This is a genomic window from Caenispirillum salinarum AK4 (assembly GCF_000315795.1).
GTDB classification, from domain to species: Bacteria; Pseudomonadota; Alphaproteobacteria; order Rhodospirillales; family Rhodospirillaceae; genus Caenispirillum; species Caenispirillum salinarum.
Genome location: NZ_ANHY01000002.1, coordinates 19,870 through 39,936, shown reverse-complemented (window position 1 = coordinate 39,936; position 20,067 = coordinate 19,870). Strand labels below are relative to the sequence as shown.

Below are 20,067 nucleotides of genomic sequence, written 5' to 3'. Positions count from 1 at the left end.
TTTTCGTTGACAGGCCGGGTGGGCCTCCACAAACTTATATGACAATCATCATACGAGTAGCCGTGCAATGGCCCAAAGGGACCGACAGAAGCAGGAAACGCGGGCGCGGATCGTCGCCGTCGCCGCCCGGCTGCTGCGCGAGCGCGGCGCGGCGGGGATGAGCGTCGGCGACGTCATGGCCCAGGCCGGACTGACGCACGGCGGCTTCTACGCCCACTTCCGCACCAAGGACGATCTTGTCGCCGCCGCCCTGGCCGAGGCGACGGAGCACCGCGAGGCGTGGCTCGCCCCCCGCGCCGGCGAGACGGAAGCCCAATGGGTGACGGGCATCGCCCGGCGCTACCTCAACCGCGGCCACCGCGCCGAGCCCGCCGCCGGATGCCCCTTCCCCGCCGTGCTGGCCGAACTGGCGCGCGGCGACGGCCCGATGCGCCCCGCCCTGCGCGCCGAGCTTGAGGCAACGCTGGGCCGCATGGCCGAAAACCTCGACCGGCCGTCGTCCGACGCCGGCGCCACGAGGGCGCTGTCTCCCGACGACAAGGCGCGCGGCCTGCTGGCGCTGTTCGTCGGCGGGCTCATGATTTCCCGTGCGATGGACGAGGACGACGGCGCCGCCATGCTGGCCGCCGCCCGCCGATTCGCCATCGCCGCTTCCCAGGACGAGGACCACCCCGCATGAGCACCCTTCCGCCCCCCGCCCCCCTCCAGTACGGCACCGTCTCCGTGGAGCAGGCGCTGTCCGAGGACGGCCTGTCGTTCATTCGGGGCATTGCCGAGGGCCGCACGCCGCAGCCGCCCATCTGCCGCACCATGGGCTTTGCGCTGGTGGAGGCGGACAGGGGCACCGTGACGTTCGAGGGCACGCCCACCTACGATCATTACAACCCGTTGGGCACGGTGCATGCGGGCTTCGCGTCGACCCTGCTGGACAGTTGTGTCGGCTGCGCCGTGCACACCATGCTGCCGGCGGGCGTCGGCTACACGACCATGGAGTTGAAAGTGAACCTGGTGCGCGCCATCACCCGCGACACCGGCCCCGTGCGGGCGACGGGCACGGTCCTGCACATGGGCCGGCGCGTCGGCACGGCCGAGGGCAAGCTGACGGACGGCAACGGCAAGCTGCTCGCGCATTGCACCACCACCTGCATGGTGCTGACGCCATGAGCCCCGCCGCCCCGGCCGGTACGGCGCTCGTCACCAACGCCACGGGCTTCGCCGGGCCGCCGGCCGTGACGGCGCTGCTGGAGGCCGGCTTCCGCGTGCTGGCGCACGATCCCGCGTTCGGGGACTCCGCGGATTGGGAGCGGTTCCGTGATGGCCGCGACGACCTCTTGCCCATCGCCGAGGCGGAGCCGGAGGCGGTGGTCGCGCGGGCCTTCGAGCACGCGGGGGCACTCCACACCATCGTCAGCAACGACCACTTTCCGGCGCCCGCCCAGGACCCCGACACGGCCCCGGCGGCGGCGCTACGGGACAATCACGAGGCCTTGGTGGTGTTCCCCTTCCGCCTCATCCAGGCCGCCCTGCCGCGCCTGCGGAGGCAGGAGGCGGCGAACATCGTGATGATAACCTCCAACCGCACGCGCCTGCCCCTGTCCGGCGGAGCCTTCCCCGATGCCGCGCGGGCGGGGGTGAACGCGCTGGTGCGGTCGCTCGCCATCGACTGCGCGCGCGACGGCATCACCGTCAACGCCATCGCCCCCAACTACCTCTACAGCGAGGCCTACTACCCGCGCGCCTTCTTCAAGGACACCGAGGAAGGCCGCGCCTACGTGCGCCGAACCGTACCCATCGGCCGGCTGGCGGAACCGGAGGAGATCGGCGAGGTGATCGCCTTCCTGGCGACCGCGAAAACCCGCTTCCTGACCGGGGCCGTCATCGACTTTTCCGGCGGCTGGCCCTTCGGCGAGGCGCGGCCCCCCGGCTGATCCAGGACGAGACACGAAAAACCCCCGCGCCGGGCGTCCGTCGCGGGGGTCTTCATGTCGGGCGGTGTGCGCCCTTACTTCGCGATCATCATCGGCCCGCTGTCGGCGATGGCGAGCTTCCAGCCCTCCGCTTCCGTGCCGTCCAGGTTCAGGTGGCCGGACAGGAAGTACAGGCGGTCGCGGTCCGCCCCCTTGGCGGTGCAGAAGCGGTCCTGCAGGTAGAAGGGCGGGGTTGCCTGGTAGTACAGACGCGCTCGCACCGAGTCCGGCGTGCCCTTCACCTGGCTCAGGTCCACCCTGTAGACGAGGCTGTCGCCGCCGCCCGAGACGTAGTCCGGGTCATCGCCGACGGCCGTCGCGCCGGTGTCGTGGGCCATGTCCTCCTGCGCACCCAGGGCCTTGGCGATCTCGATGCGCTGGTCCAGCGGCAGGGTGCCGTGGGGCATCAGGCGGTTGTCCTTGACCTCGGCGCAGATGGACAGGAACGAGGTGGTCAGCTGGCCCTCGGGCGTGGCCCCCTCCCCGCAGGTGAAGTCGGTGGAGCCGTCGGTGGGCGGGGTGCTCACCAGCTCCTGGTAGACCTGCACCTGGTTCTGGGCGGTGATGGTCTGGTAGTGCGGCTGGTGGATGCGCTTGTCCGGCTCGATGCGGGCCCTGCAGCTGTCATCCCACCACATCTCGCCGGGCAGCACGGAGCCGTCGGCGTCCAGCAGGCGGCCGGCGGCGTCGGTGCGGCCCGAGGCCCAGATCACATCCCCCAGCGGGTCCAGCACCTCGAAGGTCAGGAAGGCGCGGCGGAAGCCGACGCCGGACGGGAACTTGTGGCCCACCTTGTTGACCACCGAGACCGAGGCCGTCAGCGTATCGCCGTCGATCTCGGCGGCGCCCACGGTCACCTCGGCCACGCCGTTGGCGGCCTGGTCGAGCATCTGCTGCTCGGTATACAGCAGCGGGTCGACGCCCTTGGAGCCCAGCATGGGGTCCTGGGTGCGGATGCCCAGCACGTCGGGGAACTGCTGCGCCATCTTCACCAGGAAGATGTTCAGCCCCACCAGCGTGTGCCGCGCGAAACCCTCGCGCTCCGGCAGGTCCAGTTCCTCCGGCCCCTTGGTGAACTCGGCCTGCGGGAAGTTGGTGTATTCCTGGATGCTGGCGATCTTGCTGACGGTGGGCGTGCCGTCGGGTTCGGTGCTCGGCATGTGGCAGTCCTGGCAGCTTTCCGCCCGGTCGCCGGCGCCGTGGGGCAGCGGGCCGTCCACGCCGGTGCCGGTGCGATAGGCGCTGAAGGCCCACTCGGGATAGGTGAGCTGTTCGTAGATGTAGCCGACCGGCTTGCCCTCGTGCAGGACCGGCAGGTGGACGGTGTGACAGGTGCCGCAGGTCTCGGACTCGCCCAGGGTGTGGGAATACTTGGGCGTGATGCCGAGCGCCGCCTCCATGGGCGCGGTCTTCGGGTCCTTGAAGGGACCGTAGACTTCGGTCGGGGCGCCGACCATGTAGGAGCCCGTGAAGGTCTTGGCGAAGCCGGTCTCGTTGGGGTTCAGGAACTCCTGGCGAGCCTCGACGCAGTTGTTCTGCGGCTGGTCCTTGACGGCGGCCTCGGCCTCCTCGCCCAGCACCATGTGGTGGCAGGCCATGCAGGAAATGCCGTCGCGCGCCAGACCGCCGTAGTTGGCCGTCAGGGCCTCGGGCGTGCCGGGCGTGGTGCCCAGCGGAATGGCGTTGGCCATGTCGCGGGTGAAGGTGCCGCAGTCGCCGTCGGCGTTGGACAGGCTCTGGTCGATGCCGTACTGCCGCTGGCCCATGAAGCCGTGGCAGCCCAGGCAGGTGTTCTCCACCACGCCGGCGGTGTCGGGGTGGAAGGTCTGGGATTCACTGGCGAGCTGGCTGAAGAAGATGGGGTCACGCCCCGCCAGGCCCATGGGACTGGTGCGCCAGGTGGCGTAGGGGGAATGGTTCCACAGCTTGTTGGTGGCCGGGTCGATCTTCGTCATGTCGAACTGAAGCCCGGTGCTGCCGGCGTCGTGGCAGCCGGCGCACTGGTCGGACGTCAGGTATTCGCCGTGCACGGTCGGCTCGCCGGCGCCCATCCAGACGTTGTCATAGGTTTCCGACGGCATCTGGATGCCGGCCAGGGTGTCCCAGGTCGGCTTGCCGCCGCCCATGCCGTCGGGGAAAGCCGCGTTGAAGGCCGCCGTGTAGGCGACATGCGGCTGGCCCAGGCGCGGCGCGTCGTCTCCCGGCAGAACCACCTGCGCATGGTGAGCCTTGTCCGCGGCCTTGGGCGCGTCGTCCTGGGTGAGGAAGACCAGCGGCCGCCCCGGCTCGCCCTGCATGTTCTTGGTCGACGTGAACGTCATGTTGTCCCGCGCCGAGGCGTGGCAGTTCACGCAGTACTGGCCGAAGCCCATGTAGGGGGAACGGTTGCTGTCGTTGCTGGCCGGGTAGTCGTTGTCCCAGCCGGTCCAGCCGAACCAGCCCCAGAACCAGCCATCCTGCGAGGCCTGGGCATCGCGGACCATGATGGCGGCGCCGTTGGGGTTGGGCAGCAGGTATTCCGGGTCGACGTCGGCGCAGCGCGACGCCGGGGCCGGATACATTTCCTTGACCATGATTGCGCCGTCGGGGACGGGCGTCTTGTCGGTCGCGCGGTCTTCCTCGGCCGGGGTGCGGTTCTCGCGCGCCCACGCGGCCATCTCGGGGGAATACCAGATCACGACGGGGCTGTGCGTGCCGTAGTCCTGGCCCGTCCAGGTGCCGTCGTCGTGGCGGCTGATGTAGGGGCCGGTGTCGCGCACGGACTTGTCGCGCACCCAGCCGTTGGCGGTGTCGCGGTGGCAGAACGCGCGGAAGAAGCGGTTCAGCGTGTTCTCGTACTCTTCCAGCGGCAGCCCGGACGGGTTCTGCACCGTGGGCAGCAGCGAGGCGCAGAGCGCCGGGTCGGTGGGCACCAGCTTCACCGTCTGCTTGGCGTCGCACCGGCCGACGGTGTCGGCGGCGGCGAGCGCGGCCTCTCCCGACGATGCCAGCACAGCGGCAAGGGTTAGCACGCCGGCAACTCCGGCGCGCAGTTTTTGCGCGATCATGACGTCTCCCCCTAGAAAATCTCCCCTATAACGCGAGAAGGGTAGGGGATTCTCGGCTCGGAAGTCCACCTCTCATCCTGTTGTTCTTGCGGAGGTTGACGCGAAGCCCTTGGGCGCGCTCAATTATACGCCAGTGACCGGCCCGCAGAGGACGGCGCCGGAACAGGTAACCCCAAGGGAGGCGTGTCCATGTACGGACTCATGCAGAGTCGTCCGCTGATGATTTCCTCGCTGCTGACGCACGCAGCAAGGCACCATGCGTCGGCCGGCGTGGTGACGAACACCGTGGAAGGCGGCCTGCATCGCTACACCTACGCCGACTGCGAACGCCGCGCCCGCCGCCTCGCCAAGGCGCTGACGGCGCGCGGCGTCGGCGAGGGGGAGCGCATCGGCACGCTGGCCTGGAACACCTACCGCCACCTGGAACTGTACTACGGCGTCTCGGGCATGGGCGCGGTGTGCCACACCATCAATCCGCGCCTGTTCGCGGGCCAGATCACCTACATCGTCCAGCACGCCGCCGACACGCATCTGTTCGTGGACCTGACCTTCGTTCCGCTGGTGGAGAAATTGGCGCCGGAGTTCGCCGAGACGGTCAAGGCGGTGATCGTCATGACCGACCGCGCCCACATGCCCGAGGTTTCGCTGCCCGAGGGCATGGAGCTTCTGTGCTACGAGGAACTGCTGGAGGGTGCGGACGAAGACTTCACCTGGCCGGAGTTCGACGAGAACACGGCGTCGTCGCTCTGCTACACCTCGGGCACCACGGGCAACCCCAAGGGCGTGCTCTACAGCCACCGCTCCACCGTCATCCATGCGCTGGGGGTGAACGCGCCCGACGTGCTGGGCCTGCGGTCGGCGGACACGGTGATGCCCGTCGTGCCCATGTTCCACGTCAACGCCTGGGGCACGCCCTATGCGGCCCCGGCGGCGGGCGCGACGCTCGCCATGCCCGGCCCGCACATGGACGGCGAGAGCCTGCAGGCGTTCATGGAGGAAGCCGGCGTGACGGCGGCTCTGGGCGTGCCGACGGTGTGGCTGGGGCTGCTCAACCACCTGCGGGCCTCGGGCAAGCGCATCGATGCCTGCAAGCGCCTCATCATCGGCGGGTCGGCCTGCCCCCGGATGCTGATGGAGGCCTTCGGCGACGAGTACGGCGTGCGCGTCGACCACGCCTGGGGCATGACGGAAATGAGCCCGCTCGGCACCTACAACAGCCTCAAGGCCAGCCAGACGCACCTGGAGGGCGAGGACCTGATGCAGGTTCGCGCCAGCCAGGGCCGCGTCATCTACGGCGTCGACATGAAGATCGTCGGGGAAGACGGCGAGGAACTGCCCTGGGACGGCAAGGCCTTCGGCGCCCTGATGGTGCGCGGCCCCTGGGTCTGCCGCGCCTATTACAAGCGCGAGGACGAAGCCGGAGAGACCCACGACGCCGACGGCTGGTTCCGCACCGGCGACGTGGCGACCATCGACCCCGAAGGGTTCATGCGCATCACCGACCGCACCAAGGACGTCATCAAGTCCGGCGGCGAGTGGATCAGCTCCATCGAGCTGGAGAACATCGCCGTCGCCCACCCCGACGTCGCCGAGGCCGCCGTCATCGCCGCCCGCCACCCCAAGTGGGACGAACGCCCGCTGCTGATCGTCGTGCCGAAGGACGGCCGCGACCTCGACCCCGACGCCCTGCTCGCCTTCTACGAGGGCAAGGTGGCGAAGTGGTGTGCCCCCGACGCCGTGCTGGTGGTCGACGAACTGCCGCACACCGCGACCGGCAAGCTGCTCAAGACCGCCCTGCGCGACAAGTACGCCGACCACCTGCTGCAGCAGGGCGCGTCGGTGGAGTAATGCCCGCCACGGGCCGGGCGACCTGTCGCCCGGCCCGCCGCACCCGGCCTTACTTCTGGCCGAACAGGATCTTGCGGCTTTCCTCGCTGGTGATGGGGTTCTGCTCGCGCAGTTCCTCGCCCAGCGCCTTGCCCTTCTGCACGGCGGGGCGGGCGCCGACGCGCTCGAACCAGGCCTTCAGGTTGGGGAAGTCGTTCAGGTCCTGGCCCTGGTTCTTGTGCGGCAGCACCCACGGCCAGGCGGCCATGTCGGCGATGGAGTACTCGTCGGCCAGGTACTCGCGCCCCTCAAGCCGCCGATTCATGACGCCGTAGAGACGCGCCACCTCGTTGGTGTAGCGGTCGATGCCGTACTGCACCGTTTCCGGGGCATAGTTGCGGAAATGGTGCGCCTGCCCCGCCATGGGTCCCAGGCCGCCGATCTGCCAGAACAGCCACTCGTTCACCGCCACGCGGCGGCGGACGTCGCTGGGAAGGAATTTGCCCTCGCGCTCGGCCAGGTACTGCATGATGGCCCCGGACTCGAACACGCTGATGGGCGCGCCGCCGTCCTTGGGCTGGGTGTCGACGATAGCCGGCATGCGGTTGTTGGGGCTGATCTTCAGGAACTCCGGCGCGAACTGCTCACCCTTGGTGATGTTCACCGGATGCACCGTGTAGGGCAGCCCCAACTCCTCCAGCAGGATGGAGATCTTCCAGCCGTTGGGCGTCGGCCAGTAGTACAGCTCGATCATGACTCGCTCCCCGTGAATTCCGGACCAGTTGGTCCGCCCCATGTGGGGGATGGGGCCGGGAGCGTCCAGGGCCATTGCGGGGGCGCGTCAGCCGGACGCCGCCGCCCCTTCCAGCGGACCGGACAGGGTGAACAGGTCGCGCACCCGGGCGCACAGGTCGCGTTCCGCCTCCAGCCGCCGGGCCCGTTCCCGGGACCACAGCCCCAGCAGCGGAAGGCCGCCGCAGAAGCGTTCCGCTTCCGCGCGCCGGCCGTCGAGCACCGTCCCGTAGGCCGCCGCCAGAGCGTCGGCACGGGCGGCGCGGTCTTCGGGCGGCAGGCGGTCGAGCAGGCACAGGCGCAGCGACAGCACCACCCGCGTCACCGGATCGACCGGCGCCGGCGCGGGCGCCGTCAGCAGGCAGTCCAGGGCATCGCGGCCGGCGCGGGTGGCGAACAGGCGTCCCTCCGGCGCGGCCTCCACCAGATCGGCTTCGGCCAGAGCCTCGGCCGAGCGCTCCAGAAGACCGTCGGGCGCGCGCCACTCCCCAGCGGCCACGTGGGCGAGCACCGCCGCCGCTTCCGCCATCGTCGCCCCGCCCGGCCCCGCCGCCAGGCCGAGCAGCGCCAGACAGGCGGCCTCCCGCGCCCGGCTGGCACTGACCGGCGTGGCGACCGTTGCCGGAGCCCGCATCATGGTGCCGCCGCCGAATGCCTCCGGACCCGTCTCGCGGCCGGTGCGGATGTCGTGAACCGTTCCCGTCATCGATTGTCTCCCGTCAATCAACCAATCAATCATCATCCCGCTCTGACGGTATTGCAAATCGTTCTCATTTTCAACACCGTGATGCATGACGGCAACGGGTGCGGGAAGACATCCGTTTTCGTGGTACTTCCGGTTCCGCCTGCTCCACCCGCGCCGAGGCCCGCCCGTGCCGTCCTGGTTCCACATCGCCGCGCCGATCATCGGGACCCTGGTGCTGGCGTTGACCTATTTCGACCTGTTCGTCACCGCCCTGACCGTCAGCGGCGCCGGCCCCATCACCCGGCGCCTGCCGCCGGCAATCTGGACCCTCGCGCGCCTTGTCGACCGCGGCGCGCGGCGGGCGCGCATCCTGCCCTACATCGGCATGCTGACGCTGCTGAGCATCGCCATGACGTGGATCGTGCTGTTGTGGCTGGGGTGGACGCTGGTGTACCTGGCCGACGCCTGGTCGGTGGTCATCGCGCGGACCGGCGCGCCGGTGGACGTGGGAGGCGTCGTCTACTACGTCGGCTACAGCCTGTTCACCCTCGGCCTCGGCGACTATCGGCCGCAGGGGCTGACGTGGCAGCTTCTCAGCGTTCTGGTGTCGGGAACAGGGCTGACGGTGGTGACGCTCATCATCACCTACATCGTGCCGGTGATCTCGGCGGCCGCTCAGCGCCGGGCGCTGGCCGCGCGCATCACCACCATCGGGCGCACGCCCGAAGGCATCCTGCGCCGCGCCTGGAACGGCGAGGATTTCAACGCCCTGGGCACCCATCTTCACAACCTGGCGCAGTCGCTGGTGGAGCAGGCGCAGCAGCACCACGTCTACCCCATCCTGTCCAATTTCCACCCCCTGGACCCGGATCAGGCCCTGACGGTGCGCCTCGCCGCCCTGGACGAGGCGGTGCTGCTGCTGCGGATCGCGGTGCCGCCCCAGGCGCGCCCGACCGATGGTGAACTGGACAGCTTCCGCGACAGCATGCGCATGCTGCTGGACGTGCTGCCGGGCGCCGACCCGGTGCGCGACGGCCACGAGCCGCCGCCGCCGGACTTCGGCCTGCTGGCGGAGTTCGGACTGCCCCAGCCGGCCCGCGCCGTCACCGATCCGGCGCTGGAAAGCGAAAGGGCCCACCGGCGCCGTCTCTGCTCCATCGTGTTCGAGGAGGGCTGGACCTGGGAGGCGGTCTCCCGCGATGTGCATCCGCCGGCGCAGCACCCGCGCGGAAAACCCGACTGATTGATTTTTTCAGGGACCTCGAAGGGCCGTTTGAGACTTTCGTATCCAACGCCGAGCCGAAAGGCGTCCGAGTACCGGTCCGGTCCGTTCCCGGCATGCCTCTGCCCGTTTGCCTGGCAGTGCCCGGCGGGCCTATGACGGAAGGGCGGACAGGGCATCAGAAATCGCAGGGAGGAAAGCGGCCATGAAGAACAGCGCCTGCTACGTCATCAGCCGCAACGACGGCTTCTGGTATGCCGTCGTCGGCGGCCGCGACCTGGGTCGCTTCCATCGCCGCGGCGATGCCGAGGCCCGCGCTCAGGAACGCGCCGAGGCCATGGGGCTGCCCGGCGTGACCGTCGTCGTTCCGCCCGAGCCCGCAAACCTGGCCGGGGCCGGCGCCCGAAGCTGACCCGGACCGGAAACCGATCCACGGACCCGCCTGCCTCCGTAGGGACGTCACCATTGTCGACAGTCCACAATACGGAGAGCGTCATGCGACAGCTTGCTCCAGATGAAGCCCGTCAGGCGCGCAAGGGCCGCGCCGTGTTCTACGTGCTGGCGTCCAGTCTTGCCCTGGCGCTGGTCGCGCTAGCCGCCGTGGCGCTGATGGTGCCGGTCTCCGGCCCCTGATCACGGCGGCTCGGCTCGCGCTGGGGTTTGAGCAACGGGATACATTTGCAACCGTCCCGAAGGATCACGGGTTACTCCCCTATGACCAAAGCACCAAACGGGGAGGACCCATGGTCGAGGAAACACCGGAACAGGCCCGCCAGGGCCGCAAGGGCAAGCCCGTCGCCGTCATCCTCATGGTCAGCCTGGCGCTGGGCCTGCTGGCCCTCATCGCCCTGATCCTCTGGGCGCTGTCGGGCGACGAACCCGGACCTGAGCCCGCGCAGCTTGAAGAGGGGCGCGTGATCGAAGGCCCGGTGCGCCTGGGCTGACCCACCATCGTTTCCAAAGGGCCGCCGCCCGCCGGGCCGCGGCCCTTTGCCGTGTCCGCCCGGACAGGTTGAGAATGGCCGTGGTGCGCGTTCCGCCGCGGCAGTATGCTCCGCCGCTTTCCGGCCCGATGGTCCGGCCGGAGACCGGAACCATGGGGCCTTCATGCCGCTTGCCACACTGCTCAACGCGTTCGTGCCCGTGCTGGGACTGCTCGCCATCGGCTTCTTCAGCCGGCGAAGGGGCCTGGTGCAGGACGGGTTCTGGACGCAGGCGGAGCGACTGACCTACTACCTGCTCATGCCCGCCCTTCTGGTCGGCAAGCTGGCGGGGCTGGAAGCCGGTACGCTGCCGGCCGGCCGCATCGCTCTCGCCGTCGTCGGAGCACTGCTGATCGCGGCCGCCGCGCTGGCGCTCCTTCGGCTGGTGTGGCACCCGGCGGGCGCGGTGTTCACATCCGTCGTCCAAGGCGGCCTGCGGTTCAACACCTACATCGGCCTCGCCCTGGTGGCGCCGCTCTACGGGCCTGCGGGGCTGGAGGTGGCCGCACTGGTGGTGGGCATCATGGTGGCGACCATCAACGTGCTGTGCGTCAGCGCCTTTGCGCTCTGCCTGCACGACGGCGGCCCCAAAGTGGCAGCCGTTTTCCGCCAGCTCATCCGCAACCCTCTGCTGATCGCCGCCGGCCTGGGCCTGGCCATGCAGGGGCTGGGGCTCGGCTTGCCGGTGGGGCTGGACGGCCTCGCCGACGCACTCGGCGCCGCCGCCCTGCCGCTGGGCGTGATGGCGGTCGGCGCGGCGCTTGCCCGTCTGGAAACCGCCCATCTGCCGCCGGCCGCGCCGTTCACGGCGACGGCGCTGGTGAAGTTCGCCCTGCTGCCGGGGGTGTCCCTGGCGCTGTGTGCCGTTCTTGGCCTCGACCCGCTGACGACGGCGGTGATCGTGTTGCTGCAGGCCATGCCGACGGCGCCCTCGGCCTACGTGCTGGCACGGCAACTGGGCGGCGACCATGGCCTGATGGCAAGCCTCATCGCCAGCCAGACGGTCGCCGCCTGCGTCCTGCTGCCGCTGGCCCTGGCGGCGGGGGTGATCGCCGTGTGAGGACCGGCGCGGCATCCGCGGCACGCCGGCGACGAAAGCGTGTGCCGGCGCCTCACCTGTTGCGGATTATCGCGCAGGCGACTCCGGCGCCGCGTTGAAAGGTGGCGCGGGCGGGCGTATATTGGGTTTCGGAGTGGACGGACCGGCTTCCGCCGGCCCGCCCTTTTGTCTAGGTGTCGATGTGGGCCCGAAGGCGGATTAGCAGGCCATCGTTCGGGTCCCATCGCACTTCCAGACTGACGCGGAATTTTGGCATTCCAGCATCCTCCGAAAACTGACAGAGGCGATCTGCCGTCGGCCGGGGCGCCCATCGTCCCGGCCATCCGCGGGCCTGCTTCGCGGCATCTGCTTCCTGCCAGCCGCCGCAGAGCTTAGCCGAGGCACGCGCCTCAGTCACGCGCTCCAGTTGTATAGCGGATACAGAAACGGCCGCCCCGTCGCCAGGGCGGCCGTTTTCCCCTCACCAGGGCGTGATACGCAGAAAGCCCCGCGTCAGCCCAGGATCTTCTTCTTCAGCACGTCGTTCACGGCCTGCGGGTTGGCCTTGCCCTGGGTCGCCTTCATCACCTGACCCGTGAACCAGCCCAGCAGCTTTTCCTTGCCGCCCTGAACCTCAGCCACCTTGTCCGGGTTGGCGGCGATGACCTCGTCCACGGCCTTTTCAATCGCACCCGTGTCGGTCACCTGCTTCATGCCGCGCTCGTCCACGATCTTGGCGGGGTCGTCGCCCGTCTCGATCATGATCTCGAACACTTCCTTCGCGAGGCGGCCGGACAGCGTGCCGTCGGAGATCAGGTCGATGAGCTGGCCCAGCTGCTTGGCCGAGACCGGGCTCTCGCCGATGTCCTTGCCCAGCTTGTTCAGCGCGCCGAACAGGTTGGTGGTGACCCAGTTGGCCGCCGCCTTGCCGTCGCGGCCCTCGGCCACCTGCTCGAAGTAGGCGGCACTTTCCTTGTCGAACACCAGGACGGTGGCGTCATAGGGCGACAGGCCGTAGTCGGAGATGAAGCGCTGCTTCTTCTCGTCCGGCAGTTCCGGCAGGGTGGCGCGGATGCCGTCCACGAAGGCGTCGTCGAACTCCAGCGGCAGCAGGTCGGGGTCCGGGAAGTAGCGGTAGTCGTGCGCGTTTTCCTTGGTGCGCAGGGACCGCGTCTCGCCCTTGGACGGGTCGAACAGGCGGGTTTCCTGCTCGATCTTGCCGCCGCTTTCATAGACCTCGACGTGGCGCTTGGCCTCGTACTCGATGGCCTGCATGACGAAGCGCACCGAGTTGACGTTCTTGATCTCGCAGCGGGTGCGGAAGCCCTCGTCCGGACGGCGCACGCTGACGTTCACGTCGCAGCGCATGGAGCCTTCCTCCATGTTGCCGTCACACGTGCCAAGGTACCGCAGGATGGCGCGCAGTTTGCGCAGGTAGGCACCGGCCTCTTCCGGGGTCCGCATGTCGGGCTTGGAGACGATCTCCATCAGCGCGACGCCCGAGCGGTTCAGGTCCACGAAGGTCTTCGCCGGGTGCTGGTCGTGCATGGACTTGCCGGCGTCCTGCTCCAGGTGCAGACGCTCGATGCCGACCTCGCGGGTGGAGCCGTCGGGCATGTCCAGGATGATGGTGCCGTGGCCGACGATGGGCAGCTCGTACTGGCTGATCTGGTAGCCCTGCGGCAGGTCGGCGTAGAAGTAGTTCTTGCGCGCGAACACGCTGCGGTGGTTGATCTGGGCCTTGAGGCCGAGACCCGTGCGCACGGCCTGCTCCACGGCCTTTTCGTTGATGACCGGCAGCATGCCGGGGAAGCCCGCGTCGACGAAGCTCACCTGGTCGTTGGGCTCGGCGCCGAACTTGGTGGAGGCGCCGGAGAACAGCTTGGCCTCGGAGATGACCTGGGCGTGGACCTCCAGCCCGATCACGACTTCCCAGTCGCCCGTTTCGCCCTGAATGACGTAGCTCATATCTCTCACGCCCCCACGCTGGCCGGCTTGTGGGTGAAGCCGGCGGCCTTTTCCATCACGTCGCCCACCTGGAGCACGGTTTCTTCGTCGAACGGACGCCCGATGAGTTGCAGGCCCATGGGCAGGCCGTCCTTGTCCAGGTCCACCGGCACCGACAGGCCCGGCAGGCCGGCCAGCGAGGTGGGGACGGTGAAGACGTCGTTCAGGTACATGGTGATGGGATCGTCGACCTCCGCTCCCACGGGGAAGGCGGCGGACGGCGCGGTCGGCGTCAGGATGACGTCGCAGGTCTCGAAGGCCTTCTTGAAGTCCTGGGCGATCAGGGTCCGGACCTTCTGGGCCTTCAGGTAATAGGCGTCGTAGTAGCCGGCCGACAGCGCGTAGGTGCCGATCAGCACGCGGCGGCGCACTTCCTTGCCGAAGCCCTCGCCGCGGGTCTTCATGTACATGTCGTCCAGCGACCGCACGCCGTCCGTCACCCGCAGGCCGAAGCGCACGCCGTCATAGCGCGCGAGGTTGGACGAGGCTTCCGCCGGCGCGACGATGTAGTAGGTCGGCAGCGCGTACTTGGTGTGCGGCAGGCTGATGTCGACGACGGTGGCGCCGGCGTCCTTGAGCATCTGCACGCCCTTGTCCCACACCGCCTGGACTTCCGCGTTCAGGCCGTCGGGGCGGTACTCGGCGGGGATGCCGACCGTCTTGCCGCGAATGTCGCCGGTCAGCGCGGCCTCGAAGTCCGGCACCGGCACGTTGGCCGAGGTCGAGTCCTTGGGGTCGAAGCCGGCCATGGCGCCCAGCATGATGGCGGCGTCGCGCACCGTGCGGGTCATGGGCCCGGCCTGGTCCAGCGAGGAGGCAAACGCCACGATGCCGTAGCGCGAGCAGCGGCCGTAGGTGGGCTTCAGGCCGACGATGCCGGTGAACGCCGCCGGCTGACGGATGGAGCCGCCGGTGTCGGTGCCCGTCGCGGCGATGGCGAGGCGGCCGGCAACGGCCGCCGCCGAACCGCCGGAGGAGCCGCCCGGCACCATGTCGGCGTCGTCGCCCTGCTTCTTCCAGGGGTTCTTGACCGGGCCGTAATAGCTGGTCTCGTTGGACGAGCCCATGGCGAACTCGTCCAGGTTCGTCTTGCCCAGCGTCACCGCGCCCGCCTTCTTCAGGTTGGCGGACACCGTGCTTTCATAGGGCGGCGTGAAGCCGTCCAGGATGTGCGAGGCGGCGGTGGTCAGCACGCCCTCGGTGCAGAACAGGTCCTTCATGCCGATGGGCACGCCGGCCATGGCGCCCGCGTCGCCGGACTTGATGGCGACGTCGGCGGCATCGGCCTGCTCCAGCGCGCGGTCCGGCGTCTCGGTGATGAAGGCGTTGAGGCCGCGATGGGCCTCCATGGCGTCGATGTGGGCCTGGGTCAGCTCGCGGGCGGTGAAGTCGCCCTTGGTCAGCCCCTCGCGCGCCTGGGTGATGGTCAGGTCGGTCAGCTTGCTCATGGCTTATTCCACCACCTTGGGAACCGTGAAGTAGCCCTCGACCGCGTCCGGCGCGTTGGCGAGAACCTTGTCCTGCTGGCCGCCATCGGTGATGGCGTCCTCGCGCCAGCGCAGCGCCATTTCGGTGACGCTTGTCATGGGCTCCACGCCCTTGGTGTCCACCTCGCCCAGTTGCTCGACGAAGCCCAGGATGGCCGACAATTCATCGGCGAGCCCCGGCAGTTCCGCCTCGGGGACGTCGATGCGGGCGAGGAACGCGATGTTCCTGACGGTGGTGTTGTCCAGCGACATGCGGTAAGTGTCTCCGGCTTGTACGGAAAAAGCGGATCAAGGGCGCGAAAGCCCGGAATTCCGCCGGTTTTGGAAGATTGCGCGGAAGGTAGCACCCACCATGGCGATCCGCAACCCTGCCGACCTGCGGCACGACCTCAAGACGGGTCAGCGCATCCTGGGCCTGGACCTGGGCACCAAGACCATCGGCCTGGCGATCTCCGACGCCCTGCTGATGGGCGCGACGCCGCTGAAGACCATCAAGCGGACCAAGTTCACCAAGGACGTGGAGGAACTGTTCCGTATCATGGACGAGCGCGAGGTCGGCGCGCTGGTGCTGGGCCTGCCCGTGGAGATGAGCGGCGAGGAAGGCAAGCGCTGCCAGGCCACCCGCCAATTCGCCGCCAACGTGCTGGAACGCCGCGACGTGCCGCTCGCCTTCTGGGACGAGCGCCTGTCGACGGCGGCGGTGGAGCGGGTGATGATCGACGACTTCGACTTGAGCCGCAAGAAGCGCGCGGAGAAAGTGGACGCGGCGGCGGCGGCGTTCATCCTGCAAGGGGTGCTGGACGTGCTGGCGCGGTAGCGCGTCAGTGGCTGGCGTGGTGCGGGGATAGCGACGACAGGTGACTATTGACGATTATCTTCAGTTATTATAAAGGTTGCGCGCAACCCTAGCGGGCAACCTTTTTAGAGAAGGAAGATATCGTGGCTCACTCTATCCAACTCACCTTGCCGAGCGTTGAACTTCTTAACAGCGACGCCGCGATCAAAATCTACGTCGACGACTCGCTCCAAGGAACCCTTCTTGCAAGCAAGGGCAACGTGCAGTTCTGGCCCCCTGGCCACAGCGTGAACTACTACGAGATGTCATGGAGCGACTTCTGCGCTTTCTTCCGGGATTACGGCCGTCCCTGCTCGGTCTGATGTCAGGGATGCTTGGTGGCCTCGCCAAACCGCTGCCGGCCACCAAGCCCACGCCCCGTCAAGCCGCCTGCACCCCCGTCAGGAAGTCGCGCACCAGGCTCCGCAGGCGGTCGGCCTCGCTGCCCAGCGAATCCGTCCCGCCGCGCACCGTCTCGGCCGCCTCGCCCACCTGTTCGGCGGCGCGGCTGACGGCGTGGATGTCGCTGTTGACGGACTGGGTGCCCGTCGCCGCCTGATGGATGTTGCCCGAGATTTCCGAGGTCGCGGCGTTCTGCTCCTCCACCGCTCCGGCGATGGCGGAGGCCACCTCGTTCACGCGCTGGATGATGCCGACGATGTCCTGGATCGCGGCTTCGGCCTTGCGGGTTTCGGTCTGGACGCCGCCGATCTGGGTGCGGATGTCTTCCGTCGCCTTGGCGGTCTGGGAGGCCAGGGTCTTCACCTCGTTGGCGACCACCGCGAAGCCCTTGCCGGCATCGCCCGCGCGGGCGGCCTCGATGGTGGCGTTCAGCGCCAGCAGGTTGGTCTGGTCGGCGATGTCGGTGATCAGGTCGACGATCTCGCCGATGCGGTCGGCGGCCTTGGCGAGCCCGGCCACCGTCTCGTCGGCGATCTGCGCCTTTTCGGCGGCCTCGCGGGCGACGTCGGCCGACGTCTGGGCCTGGCTGCCGATCTCGCGGATGGCCGCCGACAGTTCCTCGGCCGCCGCCGCCACGGCGTCGACGTTGCTCGCCGCTTCCTCCGACGCGCTGGCGACGGAGGTGGAGCGCTGCGTGGTGTCGCCGGCCAGGCGGCTCATGTCGCCGGCGGTGGTGTTCAGCGACTGGCAGGCGGCGCCGACGGTTTCCAGCAGGCCGGTGACGTCGCGGTCGAAGCCTTCGGTCAGCGCCTTCAGCTTTTCGGCACGGGCCAGACGCGCGGCGTTTTCCTTCTCGCGCTCCTCCTGCATGGCGGCGTTGTCGTTCATGTGCTGGCGGAAGACCTCCAGCGTGCGCGACATCTCGCCGATCTCGTCGCCGCGCTCGGTGCCCGCGACGTGGACCGACAGGTCGCCCTCGGCCAGTTCGCCCATGGTGCCGGTCAGCGATGCGACGGGGCGCGTGATGCTGCGCGCGATGGCCAGCCCCAGCACCACCGCCGCCGCCACCAGGGCCAGGGCGACCAGGGCGGTGACGATCAGGCCGTTGCGGGCGCCGTCGCGCAGGGCGGTCAGTTCAGCGGTGATTTCGGCCGCCGTGCCGTCCTCGACCTGCTTCAGGCCGTCGATCTTCCGCGTGATCGTCTCGAACCACTGCGGGCCCGTCGTGGCGGCCGCGGCACCGTCATAGACCATGGCGTTGGCCTCGGCGCGCATGGCGGACACGGCCTTGGAGGCCTCGCCCTGCAGCACGTCCTCCAGCGCCGAAACGTCGTCGGCTTCCGCGAAGGTGCGGAAGGTGGAGAAGAACGCATCCTCCTGGCCGATCAGGTCCAGCAGCTTCTGGTGGATGGCCGGCTTGAAGGCGCCGGCGCCGAAACCGTTGGCGCCCATGGCACGCTCCAGGCCCGCGCGCTCCTTGGCCTGGATCAGCGCCACATAGGCCGTCAGGTCGTGGGTCAGGCCGACATCGCCCGTGTCGCTGGCGGCCATGGCCTCCACGCTGTCGATGAAGGTGCGGATGGCGCCGGTGTAGAAGCCGGCCATGTCGCCGACGGCGAGGGTCAGGTCGGACACGCCCCGCCGGGTCCTGGCCAGCGACTCCAGCCCGTCCAGCGCCGAGCGGATGCCGGCCGTGGAGGCGTCGTCACCATAGCCCGAAGCCGCCAGCCGCTGGCGCAGGGTCGCGATGGCGACGTCGGTGTCCTTGCGGCGGTCGGGCAGCTGGTCGGCGAAGGCCTCGCCCTTTGAACCGATGTACCCTGCCGACGCGCCGCGCTCCTTCTGCAACTCGTGGATCACCTGCGAGACGTCGGGCGCCAGCATGACCACCTGGGCCATGCTTTCCATGCGGCGCCAGTCGCCGGCGCGCTCCACGATGGACAGGCCGGCGAAAATCATCAGGCCGATGACGGGTGCGGCGATCACGGCCGCGATGCGCGCGCGGATGGGGGCGTTGGACAGGAACGACATGGACGCAGTACTCCCTCGGAGGCAATGGCCTCGCCTTTTGATTAAGGCCAATTCCAGCACAAAGTTTGGGGGCTGAAAAGAACCAATACCAGCGGCCCGATACCGTCGGCCATGCCCTCCGTGCATACCTGGACGAAAGACGAAACGGTGACCCTGGACGGCGCGGCGCCGGCGGGGTAGAGGCATTGTTCATGCTCGACACCGCCCTCGCCCTGCTTCCCATCTTCCTGCTGATCGTGCTCGGCTTCTGGATGAAGCGGTCGGGCTTCGTGCCAGATGCCTTCTGGGCGCCGGCCGAGAAGACGACGTACTTCATCACCTTTCCGGCCCTGCTGGTGTTCAGCACCGCCCGCGCGCCGCTGGAGGGCGTGGCCTGGGGCCCGCTGGCACTGGCGAGCACCGGCGCGGTGCTGGCGGTGTTTCTGGTGGCGAGCCTGTCGCGGCCGCTGCTGGGCGTGCCGGCGGCCACCTTCACCAGCGTCGTGCAGGGCAGCATCCGTCCCAACACGTATGTCGGGCTGGCCGCCGCCGCCGCGCTGTTCGGCGATGCCGGTGTGGCGCTGACGGCGCTGTGCGTGGCGGGCGTGGTGCCGCTGGTCAATGTGCTGGCGGTGGCGACGCTGGTGCGCCATGTGGGCGACGGATCGGCAGAGGCGGCGGGACGCGCGGCGACGGGGCCGGCCGCGACGCTCAAGGGCATCGTCACCAACCCGCTGATCCTGGCCTGCGCGCTGGGAATCACGCTGAACGTCTCGGGCCTGGGCCTGCCGCCGGTGGTCTCGCCGTTCCTGGAGATCCTGGGCCGCGCCGCCCTGCCCGTCGGCCTGCTGGCGGTCGGCGCGGGGCTGGCGCTCGACACCCTGCGGACCAGCGGCGGCCCCGTGCTGGCGGCAAGCGTGCTCAAGCTGGCCGGCGTGCCGCTGGCGGCCGGCGTGCTGGCCTGGACGCTGGGGCTGACGGGCGTGCCGGCGGTGGTGGCGGTGGCCTATGCCGCCCTGCCCTGCTCGGCGTCGTCCTATGTTCTGGCGCGGCGCATGGGCGGCGATGCGCCCTGCATGGCGGGCATCATCACCTTCCAGACGCTGGCCGCCGCCGCAACCCTGCCGCTGGTGATCGCCGCCGCCGGGCGCGTCTTCGGCGTTGTGCCTTGAAGCCCGGCACCCGCCTCGGCTACATGAGCGCCAATCCATCCATACAGGCGGCCAGCGCGGCGGCCGAAGGTGTATAAGAGTCCCATGACCGACACAGACATCCAGACGTCCACCCCCTCCACAGGCGGCCACGGCCAGGTGCCCATGCGCTGCACGGCGGTCGCCGCCGCCGTCATCAACGGCCGGCAGGTGCTGCTGCTCAAGCGGTCCAAGGGCGCCTTCCGCGGCCACTGGACCCTGGTTTCGGGGCGCATCGAGGGCGAGGAGAAGGCGTGGCAGGCCGCCGTGCGCGAGGTGCGCGAGGAGACCGGCCTCAAGCCCATCACCGTCTACACCTCGGGCAACACCGACGTGTTCTACAACCCCGTCGACGAGGTGATGGAGGTGGTGCCCATCTTCGTCGTCCGAGTCGCGGGACAGGAGCCCGTGGAACTGGACGAAGCCCACGAGGACCACTCCTGGCTGCCCCTGCCGCGCGCCATCGACTCCGTGGCTTTCCCCGGCCAGCGGCGGGCGCTGGAGAGCATCGCGCACTTCTTTATGGAGAAGTCGCCCGCCGACTTTTATCGTATCGACGACTTCCGGCCCTGAC

At 69.1% G+C, this 20,067-nt stretch carries 20 protein-coding genes; 13 read left to right on the top strand and 7 right to left on the bottom strand.

What is annotated here, in order from left to right; all coding sequences use genetic code 11:
* Positions 1 to 67: 67 nt before the first annotated feature.
* Genes C882_RS22705 through C882_RS00305 form a run of 3 tightly spaced genes read left to right on the top strand, consistent with a single transcriptional unit; the run spans position 68 to position 1,928 of the window.
* The gene (locus tag C882_RS22705) at positions 68 to 679 is read left to right on the top strand and encodes a TetR/AcrR family transcriptional regulator (RefSeq protein WP_009538518.1); all 612 of its coding nucleotides are present in this window, start codon (positions 68 to 70) and stop codon (positions 677 to 679) included.
* Positions 676 to 1,164 carry a PaaI family thioesterase gene (locus C882_RS00310; protein WP_009538517.1) on the top strand — a complete coding sequence of 163 codons (489 nt, stop codon included), beginning with the start codon at positions 676 to 678 and terminating at the stop codon, positions 1,162 to 1,164. Before C882_RS22705 ends, C882_RS00310 begins: the two co-directional genes overlap by 4 nt.
* Complete coding sequence (locus C882_RS00305) at positions 1,161 to 1,928, top strand: SDR family oxidoreductase (RefSeq protein ID WP_009538516.1); 768 nt, start codon at positions 1,161 to 1,163, stop codon at positions 1,926 to 1,928. The genes C882_RS00310 and C882_RS00305 overlap by 4 nt, the downstream gene beginning before the upstream one ends.
* A gap of 74 nt (positions 1,929 to 2,002) precedes the next feature.
* Here C882_RS00305 and C882_RS00300 read toward each other — a convergent pair whose 3' ends face one another.
* Positions 2,003 to 5,014, bottom strand: coding sequence for a cytochrome P460 family protein (locus tag C882_RS00300; protein ID WP_009538515.1), 3,012 nt, complete (start codon positions 5,012 to 5,014; stop codon positions 2,003 to 2,005).
* Between the two features lie 189 nt (positions 5,015 to 5,203).
* Here C882_RS00300 and C882_RS00295 point away from each other — a divergent pair, with 189 nt between their 5' ends.
* Positions 5,204 to 6,862 carry a 3-(methylthio)propionyl-CoA ligase gene (locus tag C882_RS00295; RefSeq protein ID WP_043642725.1) on the top strand — a complete coding sequence of 553 codons (1,659 nt, stop codon included), beginning with the start codon at positions 5,204 to 5,206 and terminating at the stop codon, positions 6,860 to 6,862.
* 49 nt (positions 6,863 to 6,911) lie between these two features.
* Here the strand turns inward: C882_RS00295 and C882_RS00290 are convergent, their stop codons facing one another.
* Both C882_RS00290 and C882_RS00285 read right to left on the bottom strand, forming a co-directional pair.
* Positions 6,912 to 7,595 (bottom strand): glutathione S-transferase N-terminal domain-containing protein, encoded by a 684-nt coding sequence (locus tag C882_RS00290; protein WP_009538512.1) that lies wholly within the window; start codon positions 7,593 to 7,595, stop codon positions 6,912 to 6,914.
* An 87-nt stretch (positions 7,596 to 7,682) separates the two neighbouring features.
* On the bottom strand, positions 7,683 to 8,339 hold the full coding sequence (locus C882_RS00285; protein WP_009538511.1) for a hypothetical protein: 657 nt from the start codon (positions 8,337 to 8,339) through the stop codon (positions 7,683 to 7,685).
* 166 nt (positions 8,340 to 8,505) lie between these two features.
* Between C882_RS00285 and C882_RS00280 the strand changes: the two genes are divergently transcribed.
* From C882_RS00280 to C882_RS00265, 5 genes are all read left to right on the top strand, one after another.
* On the top strand, positions 8,506 to 9,561 hold the full coding sequence (locus tag C882_RS00280; protein WP_009538510.1) for an ion channel: 1,056 nt from the start codon (positions 8,506 to 8,508) through the stop codon (positions 9,559 to 9,561).
* A gap of 184 nt (positions 9,562 to 9,745) precedes the next feature.
* Positions 9,746 to 9,952, top strand: a complete 207-nt coding sequence (locus tag C882_RS00275; RefSeq protein ID WP_009538509.1) for a hypothetical protein — start codon at positions 9,746 to 9,748, stop codon at positions 9,950 to 9,952.
* Between the two features lie 83 nt (positions 9,953 to 10,035).
* Positions 10,036 to 10,173, top strand: a complete 138-nt coding sequence (locus C882_RS24830; RefSeq protein ID WP_009538508.1) for a hypothetical protein — start codon at positions 10,036 to 10,038, stop codon at positions 10,171 to 10,173.
* A gap of 110 nt (positions 10,174 to 10,283) precedes the next feature.
* Entirely contained in the window at positions 10,284 to 10,484 is a 201-nt protein-coding gene (locus C882_RS00270) for a hypothetical protein (RefSeq protein ID WP_009538507.1), read from the top strand.
* 163 nt (positions 10,485 to 10,647) lie between these two features.
* A complete protein-coding gene (locus C882_RS00265) occupies positions 10,648 to 11,583 on the top strand; it encodes an AEC family transporter (RefSeq protein ID WP_009538506.1) in 936 nt (311 codons plus the stop codon).
* A gap of 492 nt (positions 11,584 to 12,075) precedes the next feature.
* On the opposite strand, the gene gatB is transcribed toward C882_RS00265, so the two are convergent.
* The 3 genes from gatB to gatC are packed head-to-tail and all read right to left on the bottom strand — an operon-like array spanning position 12,076 to position 15,308.
* Positions 12,076 to 13,530, bottom strand: a complete 1,455-nt coding sequence (gene gatB / locus C882_RS00260) for an Asp-tRNA(Asn)/Glu-tRNA(Gln) amidotransferase subunit GatB (protein WP_009538505.1) — start codon at positions 13,528 to 13,530, stop codon at positions 12,076 to 12,078.
* 5 nt (positions 13,531 to 13,535) lie between these two features.
* Positions 13,536 to 15,017, bottom strand: coding sequence for an Asp-tRNA(Asn)/Glu-tRNA(Gln) amidotransferase subunit GatA (gene gatA / locus C882_RS00255; protein WP_009538504.1), 1,482 nt, complete (start codon positions 15,015 to 15,017; stop codon positions 13,536 to 13,538).
* Between the two features lie 3 nt (positions 15,018 to 15,020).
* Complete coding sequence (gatC, locus tag C882_RS00250) at positions 15,021 to 15,308, bottom strand: Asp-tRNA(Asn)/Glu-tRNA(Gln) amidotransferase subunit GatC (RefSeq protein ID WP_009538503.1); 288 nt, start codon at positions 15,306 to 15,308, stop codon at positions 15,021 to 15,023.
* A gap of 100 nt (positions 15,309 to 15,408) precedes the next feature.
* Here gatC and ruvX point away from each other — a divergent pair, with 100 nt between their 5' ends.
* A complete protein-coding gene (ruvX, locus tag C882_RS00245) occupies positions 15,409 to 15,873 on the top strand; it encodes a Holliday junction resolvase RuvX (protein WP_009538502.1) in 465 nt (154 codons plus the stop codon).
* A gap of 122 nt (positions 15,874 to 15,995) precedes the next feature.
* Positions 15,996 to 16,214, top strand: coding sequence for a hypothetical protein (locus C882_RS00240; protein WP_043642722.1), 219 nt, complete (start codon positions 15,996 to 15,998; stop codon positions 16,212 to 16,214).
* Positions 16,215 to 16,272: 58 nt separating this feature from the next.
* Here the strand turns inward: C882_RS00240 and C882_RS00235 are convergent, their stop codons facing one another.
* Positions 16,273 to 18,324, bottom strand: coding sequence for a methyl-accepting chemotaxis protein (locus C882_RS00235; protein WP_009538501.1), 2,052 nt, complete (start codon positions 18,322 to 18,324; stop codon positions 16,273 to 16,275).
* Positions 18,325 to 18,515: 191 nt separating this feature from the next.
* On the opposite strand from C882_RS00235, the gene C882_RS00230 reads away from it, so the two are divergent.
* Together C882_RS00230 and C882_RS00225 are read left to right on the top strand one after the other, a co-directional pair.
* The gene (locus C882_RS00230) at positions 18,516 to 19,475 is read left to right on the top strand and encodes an AEC family transporter (RefSeq protein ID WP_009538500.1); all 960 of its coding nucleotides are present in this window, start codon (positions 18,516 to 18,518) and stop codon (positions 19,473 to 19,475) included.
* An 84-nt stretch (positions 19,476 to 19,559) separates the two neighbouring features.
* Positions 19,560 to 20,066, top strand: a complete 507-nt coding sequence (locus C882_RS00225) for an NUDIX hydrolase (protein ID WP_009538499.1) — start codon at positions 19,560 to 19,562, stop codon at positions 20,064 to 20,066.
* The last annotated feature ends 1 nt before the right edge of the window (position 20,067 follow it).

Excerpts from the sequence above, each read along its gene's own strand:
- C882_RS00285 (WP_009538511.1), bottom strand. The coding sequence starts at position 8,339 with ATGACGGGAACGGTTCACGACATCCGCACCGGCCGCGAGACGGGTCCG.
- gatA (WP_009538504.1), bottom strand. The coding sequence starts at position 15,017 with ATGAGCAAGCTGACCGACCTGACCATCACCCAGGCGCGCGAGGGGCTG.
- C882_RS00290 (WP_009538512.1), bottom strand. The coding sequence starts at position 7,595 with ATGATCGAGCTGTACTACTGGCCGACGCCCAACGGCTGGAAGATCTCC.
- C882_RS00265 (WP_009538506.1), top strand. The coding sequence starts at position 10,648 with ATGCCGCTTGCCACACTGCTCAACGCGTTCGTGCCCGTGCTGGGACTG.
- gatB (WP_009538505.1), bottom strand. The coding sequence starts at position 13,530 with ATGAGCTACGTCATTCAGGGCGAAACGGGCGACTGGGAAGTCGTGATC.
- C882_RS00295 (WP_043642725.1), top strand. The coding sequence starts at position 5,204 with ATGTACGGACTCATGCAGAGTCGTCCGCTGATGATTTCCTCGCTGCTG.
- C882_RS00270 (WP_009538507.1), top strand. The coding sequence starts at position 10,284 with ATGGTCGAGGAAACACCGGAACAGGCCCGCCAGGGCCGCAAGGGCAAG.
- C882_RS24830 (WP_009538508.1), top strand. The coding sequence starts at position 10,036 with ATGCGACAGCTTGCTCCAGATGAAGCCCGTCAGGCGCGCAAGGGCCGC.
- ruvX (WP_009538502.1), top strand. The coding sequence starts at position 15,409 with ATGGCGATCCGCAACCCTGCCGACCTGCGGCACGACCTCAAGACGGGT.
- C882_RS00230 (WP_009538500.1), top strand. The coding sequence starts at position 18,516 with ATGCTCGACACCGCCCTCGCCCTGCTTCCCATCTTCCTGCTGATCGTG.
- C882_RS22705 (WP_009538518.1), top strand. The coding sequence starts at position 68 with ATGGCCCAAAGGGACCGACAGAAGCAGGAAACGCGGGCGCGGATCGTC.
- C882_RS00300 (WP_009538515.1), bottom strand. The coding sequence starts at position 5,014 with ATGATCGCGCAAAAACTGCGCGCCGGAGTTGCCGGCGTGCTAACCCTT.
- gatC (WP_009538503.1), bottom strand. The coding sequence starts at position 15,308 with ATGTCGCTGGACAACACCACCGTCAGGAACATCGCGTTCCTCGCCCGC.
- C882_RS00310 (WP_009538517.1), top strand. The coding sequence starts at position 676 with ATGAGCACCCTTCCGCCCCCCGCCCCCCTCCAGTACGGCACCGTCTCC.
- C882_RS00225 (WP_009538499.1), top strand. The coding sequence starts at position 19,560 with ATGACCGACACAGACATCCAGACGTCCACCCCCTCCACAGGCGGCCAC.
- C882_RS00305 (WP_009538516.1), top strand. The coding sequence starts at position 1,161 with ATGAGCCCCGCCGCCCCGGCCGGTACGGCGCTCGTCACCAACGCCACG.
- C882_RS00235 (WP_009538501.1), bottom strand. The coding sequence starts at position 18,324 with ATGTCGTTCCTGTCCAACGCCCCCATCCGCGCGCGCATCGCGGCCGTG.
- C882_RS00275 (WP_009538509.1), top strand. The coding sequence starts at position 9,746 with ATGAAGAACAGCGCCTGCTACGTCATCAGCCGCAACGACGGCTTCTGG.